At 70.0% G+C, this 10,484-nt stretch carries 10 protein-coding genes and 1 pseudogene; 4 read left to right on the forward strand and 7 right to left on the reverse strand.

Annotated elements, in window-relative coordinates:
* Positions 1–98 precede the first annotated feature (98 nt).
* A complete protein-coding gene (locus ASG71_RS09775) occupies positions 99–1,601 on the reverse strand; it encodes a DUF5129 domain-containing protein (RefSeq protein ID WP_082574996.1) in 1,503 nt (500 codons plus the stop codon).
* 122 nt (positions 1,602–1,723) lie between these two features.
* Between ASG71_RS09775 and ASG71_RS09780 the strand changes: the two genes are divergently transcribed.
* Positions 1,724–2,266 carry a hypothetical protein gene (locus ASG71_RS09780; RefSeq protein ID WP_235563963.1) on the forward strand — a complete coding sequence of 181 codons (543 nt, stop codon included), beginning with the start codon at positions 1,724–1,726 and terminating at the stop codon, positions 2,264–2,266.
* Entirely contained in the window at positions 2,263–3,948 is a 1,686-nt protein-coding gene (locus ASG71_RS09785; RefSeq protein WP_235563964.1) for a DUF5671 domain-containing protein, read from the forward strand. The genes ASG71_RS09780 and ASG71_RS09785 overlap by 4 nt, the downstream gene beginning before the upstream one ends.
* Before the next feature lie 20 nt (positions 3,949–3,968).
* Here ASG71_RS09785 and ASG71_RS09790 read toward each other — a convergent pair whose 3' ends face one another.
* Together ASG71_RS09790 and ASG71_RS09795 are read right to left on the reverse strand one after the other, a co-directional pair.
* Positions 3,969–5,663: a SulP family inorganic anion transporter gene (locus tag ASG71_RS09790; protein ID WP_056738453.1), complete on the reverse strand. Its 1,695-nt coding sequence runs from the start codon at positions 5,661–5,663 to the stop codon at positions 3,969–3,971.
* A 12-nt stretch (positions 5,664–5,675) separates the two neighbouring features.
* The gene (locus ASG71_RS09795; protein ID WP_056738733.1) at positions 5,676–6,386 is read right to left on the reverse strand and encodes an endonuclease/exonuclease/phosphatase family protein; all 711 of its coding nucleotides are present in this window, start codon (positions 6,384–6,386) and stop codon (positions 5,676–5,678) included.
* Between the two features lie 170 nt (positions 6,387–6,556).
* Between ASG71_RS09795 and ASG71_RS09800 the strand changes: the two genes are divergently transcribed.
* A complete protein-coding gene (locus ASG71_RS09800) occupies positions 6,557–7,360 on the forward strand; it encodes a thioesterase family protein (protein WP_056738456.1) in 804 nt (267 codons plus the stop codon).
* A 52-nt stretch (positions 7,361–7,412) separates the two neighbouring features.
* Here the strand turns inward: ASG71_RS09800 and ASG71_RS09805 are convergent, their stop codons facing one another.
* A complete protein-coding gene (locus ASG71_RS09805; RefSeq protein WP_056738458.1) occupies positions 7,413–7,796 on the reverse strand; it encodes a DUF2177 family protein in 384 nt (127 codons plus the stop codon).
* A gap of 16 nt (positions 7,797–7,812) precedes the next feature.
* Here ASG71_RS09805 and ASG71_RS09810 point away from each other — a divergent pair, with 16 nt between their 5' ends.
* Positions 7,813–8,562, forward strand: a complete 750-nt coding sequence (locus ASG71_RS09810; protein WP_056738460.1) for a biotin/lipoate A/B protein ligase family protein — start codon at positions 7,813–7,815, stop codon at positions 8,560–8,562.
* Between the two features lie 20 nt (positions 8,563–8,582).
* Here ASG71_RS09810 and ASG71_RS09815 read toward each other — a convergent pair whose 3' ends face one another.
* From ASG71_RS09815 to ASG71_RS09825, 3 genes and pseudogenes are all read right to left on the reverse strand, one after another.
* Entirely contained in the window at positions 8,583–9,089 is a 507-nt protein-coding gene (locus tag ASG71_RS09815) for a DinB family protein (protein ID WP_056738462.1), read from the reverse strand.
* 80 nt (positions 9,090–9,169) lie between these two features.
* Positions 9,170–9,829, reverse strand: a 660-nt coding sequence (locus tag ASG71_RS09820; RefSeq protein ID WP_056738735.1) for a lipoyl synthase, incomplete at its 5' end; no start/stop codon positions are given.
* Between the two features lies 1 nt (position 9,830).
* Positions 9,831–10,484 (reverse strand): annotated as a pseudogene (locus ASG71_RS09825) (lipoyl synthase); the annotation flags it as partial.

Here is a 10,484-nt window from a genome sequence, read left to right on the forward strand (position 1 = left end):
GACGGCGGATGGTGTCCGGCGTGCCGTGGACCAGGAACAGGACTGCCTACGGAGCCAACGATCCTCGCCCTCAGGTTCCTTGTCGAGGCAGATTTTTCTCAGAAGCTGGACGAACTTCCCGAGCCCGAGAAGCTGCCGCCGCTGCCCCCGTAGCCCGTGGTGCTGCCGCCCCGGGCCGAGCTGACACTGGAGACCCCGGAGCTGACTCCGGTCGTGAAACTGGGGACCGAGAAGAAGTAGTAGGAGGGGTACACGGTGCCCAGGATGCTGGGCTCGTAGCTGCGCCGCTGCCGCCTGGCCGTCCCGGCCTGCGCCTCCTCCATCTTCTTGCGCATGAGCTCGGCCTCCCGCCCGTTCCTGGCGTAGCCGGCGATCACCGTGTCCGCATGGCTCTTGAGCAGTTCTGAGAGTTCGGTCCTGGCGTCGCGCAGCCGGTCGAGGGCCGTTTCGGGGCTGATGGCGCCCTCGGACAAGTCCGCCGTCCAGCGTTCCATCTCGCGCTGGCTGCGGTCGCGGAACGACCGCAGGGCGGCGGCCGTGGCGGAGCTGCCCTCACCGTGGCTCTTGGCGAGCATGCCTTCAATGCCGGCCAGGTCGGCGCGGAACGGCGCGAGCTGCCGGTCCCAGGCCGCCGCCCAGCCGGAGGCCCGGTTCAGCAGGGCGTTGGTGTCGGCGATGACATCGTCGAGGGCGTCAAGCTCGGCCGCCGCGTCGGCGAACCGGCGGGCCAGCGCGAGGCTCGACTGCCGGCCGAGCTGCCGCTTTGTCAGCGCGTGGACCTGGTTGGAGAGCCCGGTGGCAGTGTTGTAGCGGCTGAGGAAGGTGCGGTGTTTCTCCAGGACGGTGCTGCCGTACCGGGAGGAGTCGGGGATGGTACCGGCGTTCAGCTCGGTGACCTGAAGGTCCATGCTGACCTCCGCGTAGTCCTCGTCGGCACGGGCAATCTCCCGGCGGGCGCCCACCCGCGTGCGCCAGCGCACCAGCAGCCAGGTGCCGGCGCCGGCTGCCGTGACGCCAACCGCGGTCCCGGCCGTGGCCAGGAATGCCGTCGAGCGGTACCACGGCTGGTTGATCAGTTCCGCGCCCCGCCGGATGCCGGCAATCGTCCCGTCCGTCCATTGGGCATCCCGGAGCAGTTCCTTCGAGGCATCCTGGATCTCGCTGCGCTGCTCCAGGGACACCTTCCGGTCCTCGCCCATGTAGGTGCCGACGTGCCGGCCCACCGGGTCCAGGGCGAAGATGAAGAGCCCGTCCGCCCACTTCTGCCCGTCGGCGCTGATCCACTCCGGGTGCTGGGCCCGGGCAAAGCGCAGGACCTCTTCATTCAGGTTGTCCGCCGCCGTGCCGTTGTAGGTGTATACGGCCACCTTCGTCGGTTCGTAAAAGTCGATGCCGCGCACCGCCGGCAGCAGGCTGTTGCGGTCCAGGACCCCGGCCCGGTCTTCCACGACGACGTCGGTGGGCGGAACGGCGAGCGCCGCCGGCGCCGGACCGATCAGCAGGGCTGCCAGGCCGATCACGAACAGCAGCAGCCGCGCCGCGGTGCTCGCGGTGCTGTCAAGGTGGTGGTGCGAGTTCCCCAGATGCCGGTGCGTCCCCATGGGTCCCCAGAGTAGTTGCTGCCGCCCGTGCCGTCGACGCCCGTGCCGGCGACGTCCTCGGGGCGGCGGTCCGGGCCGAAAGACACCGTGACGTAACTCCTGCGGCCCTGCATAATGACGGCATGAGCCAGCCGCCCCCGGACCCCCGAACCGCCGCAGGGGCGGCGCCCGGCCCGGATGCCGCAGCGCCGGGCGCTGCAGTACCGGGTGAGGGCCGCCACCGGCCGGATAAGGTACTGCTCGGCATCGTGGCGGCCATCGGAGTCCTGGTCGTCGTCGCCCTTGCGGTCGTGTTCCTCCGGGGGGAAGCCCCGGAGCTGGATCCGGGCTCGCCGGCCGGGGTGGTGCAACGCTACAGCAAGGCGGTGATCGAGGGCGATGCCGCCGCCGCCGGCGCGTACCTGAGCGCCGACGCCCGCTCCCGGTGCGACAACTACTACGGTAAGGCCCAGGCCAGCAGCGTGGTCCTGATCTCGACGACGGAGCGCGGGGAAACAGCAACCGTCCGGGTGTCCATCGTCCGCGGCACCGGCGAAGGCCCGTTCGGCCCGGCCGAGTACGCCGAAGAGGCCGCCATCGGACTGGTCAAGAGCGGTGGTACCTGGCTGATCAACGACCTGCCCTACAGCCTGCAGACCTGCACGTCCCTGGTGCCCAAGAAATGAGCGCCGAAAAAGTGAGCACGGTAAAAGTACACCCGGCCCAGGCGCCGGGCTCCGCCCAGGCGAAGGTCCGGCGCCTCGTTGTCTTTATCCTGCTCTTTGCCCTGGTGATGATTGCCGCCAACGGCCTCAGCGGTCTCCTGGAGCGGTTCCTGCGCGCGGGGCAGGTCCTCGCCGGGGAAGGCATCGAGGGGCTGGCCCTGTCCCTGGCGTTCACCCTGATCGGCGGCCCGCTGGCTGCCCTGCTCTGGTGGTTTATCTGGCGCCGGCTGGACGAGGAGGCAGAGCGGGCGGCGCCGTCGTGGGGCCTCTACGTCGCGGCGGTCTATTCGTATTCCCTGATCATGTCCGTCACAGCCCTGCTGTCGACGGCGGCCTCGTTCGTGGGCGCCCGGAACCCGGAATGGCGTTCGTCGCTGTCCGTCGGGCTGGTCTGGGCCCTGGTCTGGGGGTGGCACCGCAGGATGTGGCGCCACCCCGGCCGCGGCCCGCTCGAGCTCTCGACCGTCCCTGCCGTGGTCGGCACCTACTTCGGCCTGGCCCTTGGCGTGGGCGCCGCGGTCACCGCCCTCGGCGGGCTGCTGGATGTGGCGATCCGCGGCTCGATGGAGCTGACCTCGACCGTGGATCCCTGGTGGCACAGCACCCTTCGCGACCTGATCTGGGCGGGCGGCGGTGCCCTGGTCTGGTGGTGGCACTGGTTCCGCGGCGGGGCCAGGCGCCTCAAGGCCGGCTTCGCCGACGTCGGGCTGGTGGTCGTGGGGGTGATGGCGACGGGTGTGCTGGCGCTGACCGGCGCCGGCGCCATTCTCTTCGTGCTGCTGCGGCTCGCGTGTGACCGGCAGGATTCCCTGATGGTCCTGCTGGAACCCCTGGGCCTCGCTATCGCCGGCGCCGCCGTCGGCGCCCTGGTCTGGCGCTACTACCGCACCCAGGCGGCCGGGCGTTCCGAACGCACGCGTCAGGCCGGGGCGCTGGTGACCTCCGGTGTCGCACTGGCGGTGGCCGCGACCGGCATCGGTGTGGTGGTGAACGCCGCCTTGTCCATCGCCGTCTCCCCGCTGGCCGGCGGGAACGCCCGGACGCTGCTCCTTGGCGGCCTGAGCTCCCTCGCCGTGGGCGGCTGCGTCTGGTGGCTGGCGTGGCGGCCCGCGCGGCAGCACCGGACGGACACCGCGGTGCCGGCGGGCCGGCGTGTCTACCTGGTCGCGGTCTTCGGCCTCAGCGCCATGGTGGCCCTGGTGGCCCTGCTGGTGATCGGCTACCGCATCTTCGAGTTCTTCCTCGGCGACGTGACCGGGGGCAGCCTGGTGGACCGGATCCGCGCGCCGCTGGGGCTGCTGGTGGCCACGGGGTTGGCCGCCGGCTACCACTTCGCCGTCTGGCGGCAGGACAGGTCCCGGCTGACAGCCGCCGCGGCCGGGCGCAGGCGCACGATCGGCCACGTGATCCTGGTGGCCGGCGAGGACGCAGGCCGGTTGCGCCGCAGCATCGAGGAACACACCGGGGCGGCGGTGACTGTCTGGAACCGGGCCGACGGCGGAGCTCCCGAACCGGGCATCGCCGCCGGCCCGGGTGTCGACGCCGGCCGCGTTGCGGAGGCGCTGGCGGGCGTGAGCGCGAAGCGGGTCCTGGTGGTCGCCGGCCCCGGCGGCCGGGTGGAGGTCATTCCGCTCCGGGGCTGATACCGGTGACGGACTACCCGTCACGGAAGGTCGAACCGGCGCCGGTAGGACCGGACCGCGTTGTGCACGGTGGGGTAGAAGTGGTCCGGACCGAACCGGCCGCTGACGCCGAAGCGGAGCAGTCGGTCCTTGATCGGCCCCTTCATCTCCGCGAACACCAGGCTGATGCCCTGGCGGGCGAGTTCGTCGTCGAGTTCCACGAGGTCATCGAGGGCGGTGGTGTCCAGGTCCGTAATGGCCTCCGAGGCCACCAGCACCCAGCGGACCGGGCCGGGGGACTGCGCCACGAGGTTCCGGATGTGCTCGGCAAAGACGGCGCCGTTGGCGAAGAACAGCGGGGCGTCGAAACGCGCGATCACCAGGCCGGGCACGCGGCTGCCCTCCGGGTGCCGGCTCAGGTCGTGGTAGCCGGGCCTGCCGCGGACGCTGCCCAGTTCGGTGCGGTACGGATCCCAGGCGCGCAGGACGAAGACCATCAGCGACAAGCCGATCGCCACCACCACGCCCTCCAGGACGCCGACGAAGGCGACGCCGAGGAACGTTGCGAGCAGCAGCGCCGTCTCGGTCCGGCTCATCCTGACCAGCCGCACCAGGGTCCGGACATCGATGATCGACGCGGCCGCGACGATCACGACGGCGGCGAGCGTGCTGGAGGGCAGGTAAGCGGTGACTCCGGGCGCGGCCACCATGAACAGCACCACGAGCGCCGCAGCGGTCAGCCCGCTCACCGGGGTCCTGGCTCCCGCCTGCAGGGCCACCGGGGTGCGGGAGGCGCTGCCGGAGACGGGGAAGCCGCCCAGCAGCCCGCAGGCGGCGTTTGCCAGGCCAAGGGCACCCATCTCCTGGTTGCCGTCCACATGGGTGCCGTCCCGCCGCGCCAAGGACTTGGAGAGCACGGACGTGTCGGCGAAGGCGATCAGCGCGATCCCGGCGGCAGGGCCGAGGAGCGCCAGCACTTCGGCGGCCCGGACGCTGCCCAGCTCCGGCGCCGGAGGACCCGGCGGCAGCGCGCCCACCACGGGGCCGACGGCGTCGGAGCCGACCGCGGCGGTGGCCGCCACCGCCGCCAGCACGGCGAGCAGCACGCCGGGAACCTTCCAGGGCAGGGCCCGGCAGGCCAGGATGATCGTGATGCTGCCGGCGCCGAACAGCAGCGCGACCGGGTGGGCCGCGCCCTGGGCCAGTCCCCGGACGGTTGCCGCGACGGCGTCGGCGGGGCTGCCGCCCTCGGCCGGGAGTCCGAAGAGCCGCGGCACCTGGCTGGCGATGACCACCAGCGCGATGCCGTTCAGGTAGCCCACCCGGATGGGTTTGGACAGCAGGCCGGTGACGAACCCCAGCCTAAGTAACCGGCCGGCGACCAGGATCAGGCCGATCAGCACCGAGAGAACCCCGGCCAGCGCAACGGCATGGCCGGGATTGCCGGCGGCCAGGGGCAGGACCGCCGCCGCGATCATCGGCACCAAGGAAGAATCCGGCCCCACGATCAGGACCCGGGAAGGGCCGAAGACCGCGTACACCAGCAGCGGAACCACCGAGGCGTAGAGGCCCGAGACTGCCGGCAGCCCGGCCGCTTCGGCGTAGGCCATGCCGGCGGGGATCAGCGCCGCGCTCAGGGCGGCTCCCGCGGCGAGGTCGGCCGGAAGCCAGGCCCGCCGGTAGTCCAGGACAATCCTGAGTCCGGGCGGTGCCTTCAGGGTCCAGCGGCGCGGCACGGCGGCACCGGCTTAGGTGCCGGTTTCCGGCCCGCTCACCGATCCGGGCGCGTCCTGGCCGTACTCCGCCGAAATGAGGATGGGGAGGTGGTCGGATGCGCCGCGCGGCAGCGTTTCGACACTCTCAATCATGAGGCCCTGGGACGTCGCGAAGTCGAAGTGGCCCTTGAAAACCTTGTAGCGGGTGTAGGTCCGGCGGTCGCTGAGTGAGAGCTCGTAGCCGGCGTCCTTCATCTGCTGGGTGAGGTACTCGGTGAAGAACGGGTAGTTGAAATCGCCGACCATGAGCGTCATGAGCCCGCCGCCCATGCTCAGCAGCTCCGCGTGCGCGGCGTGGATCTGGTTGCGGCGCAACGAGTTCGACGCCGTAAGCGGCGCCGCATGGAAGGAGGCGATGACCAGGTCGTGGTCCGTCTCGTTATCCACCACCCGGGTGCCGATGAGCCGCTCGTGGGCCGGTGCCAGCACACGGTCGTGCAGCGACTTTTTCAAAGCGAACGTCTTGGTCTCGCCGGCGGTGAAGCGTTCCTTGCGGTAATAGATCGCCAGGCCCAACCGGTTGCCGCGCGTGGCGTCGGCAAGGTGGAGGCCGGCGATGCTTTCGGGCAGGTCTTCGGTGTCGCACTCCTGCAGGCACAGGGCATCGATGTCGTAATCGCGGGCCAGCGCCTCAAGTTCGCCGCTGGCCTTGTGTTTGCGGAGGTTGTAACTGATGACTCGGATCAGGGGGAGCACCTCTTCGCAGCATAGTCGGGGTAAACCTGTTTCCGAGTCTACCCAGTCCCGGCCGCCCGGAGGGAACTGTGCCGTGCTGTGCCGCGGTTCCGGGCGACGTCCGCCGGAGCGGTAGGGTGGTGAAGATTCTCTGATTTGGTGCGGCGAAAGGGTCGACGTTGACTGCTGAACTACCGGTGCTCGCCGAGGGCGACTTCTACTACGAGGTGCTGGGCGACGGGCGCTTCCGCTCCACCATCCACGCCCAGGGCGCCTGGAACGCGCACGAACAGCACATGGCGCCGGCGTCGGGCATCATGGCCGACTGCCTGGCCCGGCACGAGCCGCGCGACGACATGCGGATGGCCCGGATCAGCTACGAAATCCTGGGCCTGATCCCGGGCGGGGAATTCGAGGTCACCACCACCACGCTGCGCCCCGGACGGACCATCGAACTGCTGCAGGCAGAACTCGTTGCCGGCGGCCGGGTGGCGATCCGGGCCACGGCCTGGCGGATGATCACCTCCGACACCTCCGCCGTCGCCGCCATCGAGGATCCGCGGATCCCGGCGCCGGAGGACTGCGAGCCGTACGACGCCGCGCAGGTCTGGCCCGGCGGGTACATCGCCTCGCTGCAGATGCGCATCGCTGAGGGGCACCGCGCCGGTTCCGGCACGGTCTGGCTGCACACCGAGCACCCGCTGACGGACCGGGCGGACAGCAGCGACCTGGCCCGGCTGGTCGGGCTGGTAGACACTGCCAACGGCATCGCGGCGCGGGTGCCGCCGGGCAAGGGCAGCTACGCCTTCCCCAACCTTGACCTGCAGATCCACATGTACCGGCGGCCCGAGGGGGAATGGCTGGGCCTGGACAACGAGGTCTCGTTCGGCACGGACGGCATCGGCCTGACTTCGACCGTGCTGCACGACCTGCAGGGACCGTTCGGCCGTGCCGAGCAGATCCTGACGCTGCGCAAATCCTGAGAACGGGGCTGGCTGAGGCCGGCCGGGACAGGCGGCGCGGCCGGCCGGGAGCCTAGTGGAACACCAGCCAGCCGATGAGCGTGGCGGCACCGGTCAGGACTATGCCCCATGCGATGTCGACGACGACGATCGCCAGCGGCCAGTTCTTCAGCGTGGCGGCGTTGGTGAGGTCATAGGTGGCGTAGGCGAAGCCGCCGAGGGCGGCGCCGTATCCCAGTGCGGTCAGCCAGCTGCCGCCGTCGAGCGCCGGGCGGAGGGCAAAGAAAACGATCCCCGCGATGTACAGCACGTAGAACACGACGGCGTACCCTAGATGGGGCTTGTCCGCCATCAGGTGGCCCAGATGCCGGCGGTAGAACTTGCTCATGGACTTCAGCCAGATGGCGTCGATCACGGCGAACGCGGCGGCTACCACCAGGAATTGCAGAATGACCATAAGGGAGCATAACAACATGCAGCAGGCCGCGGCCGGACCCCGGACCCTGACCGTGTACCGGCAGCAGGAGTCCCTCGGCGCCGCGCAGGACCTGGACTTCGCCCTGGAGCTGCTGCAGCGGGTCAAGACCGGCGCGCAAGGCCCGATGCTGCGGCTGTACCGTCCCGAACCCACAGTCGCGTTCGGCCAGCGGGACACCCACCTGCCGGGTTTCGACGCCGCGGCGCAGGCCTGCCGGGAGCTGGGGTTTGAACCGCTGGTGCGAAAGGCCGGCGGCCGGGCCGCCGCCTACCACCAGGGCACGCTCGTGATCGACCAGCTGGAACCGGACGCCGACGCGATCGCCGGGGCCAAGGGCCGCTTCTCCTTCTTCGGCGAACTGCTGGCCCAGGCGCTGCGCGACGCCGGCGTGGCGGCCGGCGTCGGCGAGATCCCCGGTGAGTATTGCCCGGGGGAGTTCAGCGTGCACGGAACTGACGCCGCCGACCCCGCCCACCGGATCAAGCTCATCGGTACCGCCCAGCGGGTGGTTTCCGGCGGGTGGCTGTTCAGCTCGGTGATCATCGTGCAGGACTCGGCGCCCATCAGGGCCGTACTGGAGGCCAGCTATGCGGCGCTGGGCCTGGAGTGGGATCCGGCGACGGCGGGCGCCGCCGACGACCTGGTGCCCGGAATTGACGTGCAGCGAGTCGAGGACGCCGTCCTGGCCGCGTACGGCCGCTACGCGTCCTTGAACGACGGCGACTTCGGCACCCTGCTGGCCTGACCCGGGGTCCAGCCAGAGGCTCAGCCGGTCCTGCGCGCCGCGAGGACCTGTTCGCGAAGGATGTCCGCGTGCCCGCAGTGCTGCGCGAGTTCCCGCAGCATGTGCAGGTAGACCCACCTCAGCGGCAGGGGCCCGCGGCGGTTGCCGGTGACCAGGTCGTCCAGCCCCGGCGCCGACGTCCGGGCCCGGGAGGCGCTGCAGGCCTCACGGTACGCGGCCTGGACGCCGGCGATCGTGTCGCCCGGCTCCAAGATGAACGATTCATCCGGGGTCGCCGGAATGCCGATCTCCTGCCGGGTCCGGCGCGTGACGGCCTCGTCAAACCAGACCTTTTCCACGAACGCGGCGTGCTTGACCAGGCCCAGCAGCGTCGTGCGCGAGGGCACCAGCGCAGCCCGGGCCTCCGCTTCGCTCAGCCCGTCGAGGCAGTCGTGCAGGGCGGCCCGGTGCTCGTCGAGGAAAGCGTCGAACTGCGGCCGGATCCCCGCGGCGAAGATACCCGGGTCCATGCTGGGATTGGTGCTCATAGCGCCACAGCCTAGCCGGACCGGCCGCGCCGGGGCCGGGCCGGGGCCGCTTAGGACCTCAGGCGATTGTCGCGTGGACGTCAGGAGTGGGCGGCGAGGAGTGAGCTGGCTTCCTGCCGGGTGCTGCCGGAGGATTCGATGTGGGCGAGTTCGGCGGGGATTTCCCAGCCTTTTTTGCGCATTGCGGTGGCCCAGAGCCGGCCGGCGCGGTAGGAGGAGCGGACGAGGGGCCCGGACATGACGCCGAGGAAGCCGATCTCGTCCGCTTCCTGCTGGAGGTCCACGAATTCCTGTGGTTTGACCCAGCGGTCCACGGGGAGGTGGCGTTGGGAGGGGCGCAGGTACTGGGTGATGGTGATCAGGTCGCAGCCGGCCTCGTGCAGGTCGCGGAGGGCCTCGGAGATCTCCTCGCGGGTCTCGCCCATGCCCAGGATGAGGTTGGATTTGGTGACCATGCCGAGGTTSCGGCCCTGGGTGATGACGTCCAGGGAGCGTTCGTAGCGGAACGCGGGGCGGATGCGTTTGAAGATCCGGGGGACGGTCTCGACGTTGTGGGCGAAGACTTCGGGTTTGGAATCGCAGATCGCGGCGATGTGTTCGGGTTTGCCGGAGAAGTCGGGGATGAGGAGTTCGACGCCGGTGCCGGGGTTCAGTTCGTGGATTTTGCGGACGGTTTCGGCGTAGAGCCAGACGCCTTCGTCGGCGAGGTCGTCGCGGGCGACGCCGGTGACGGTGGCGTANGCAGTAGGTCCGCGGCGTCAATGCCGAGGTTCCGGCCCTGGGTGATGACGTCCAGGGAGCGTTCGTAGCGGAACGCGGGGCGGATGCGTTTGAAGATCCGGGGGACGGTCTCGACGTTGTGGGCGAAGACTTCGGGTTTGGAATCGCAGATCGCGGCGATGTGTTCGGGTTTGCCGGAGAAGTCGGGGATCAGGAGTTCGACGCCGGTGCCGGGGTTCAGTTCGTGGATTTTGCGGACGGTTTCGGCGTAGAGCCAGACGCCTTCGTCGGCGAGGTCGTCGCGGGCGACGCCGGTGACGGTGGCGTAGCGCAGCTGCATGGACTGGACCGAGCGGGCGACCTTGGTGGGTTCGAACATGTCCACGGGGGAGGGTTTGCCGGTGTCGATCTGGCAGAAGTCGCAGCGGCGGGTGCATTCGGAGCCGCCGATCAGGAAGGTCGCTTCCTTGTCTTCCCAGCATTCGAAGATGTTGGGGCAGCCGGCCTCTTCGCAGACGGTGTGGAGGCCTTCTTTTTTGACCAGGTTTTTGAGCTGGACGAATTCCGGGCCCATCTGGACTTTGGCTTTGATCCATTCCGGTTTGCGTTCCACCGGGGTGGCCGCGTTGCGCTGCTCGATGCGCAGCAGCTTCCGGCCTTCTGGTGCCAGGGTCA

It is taken from the genome of Arthrobacter sp. Soil763 (assembly GCF_001428365.1).
Classification (GTDB): domain Bacteria; phylum Actinomycetota; class Actinomycetes; order Actinomycetales; family Micrococcaceae; genus Arthrobacter.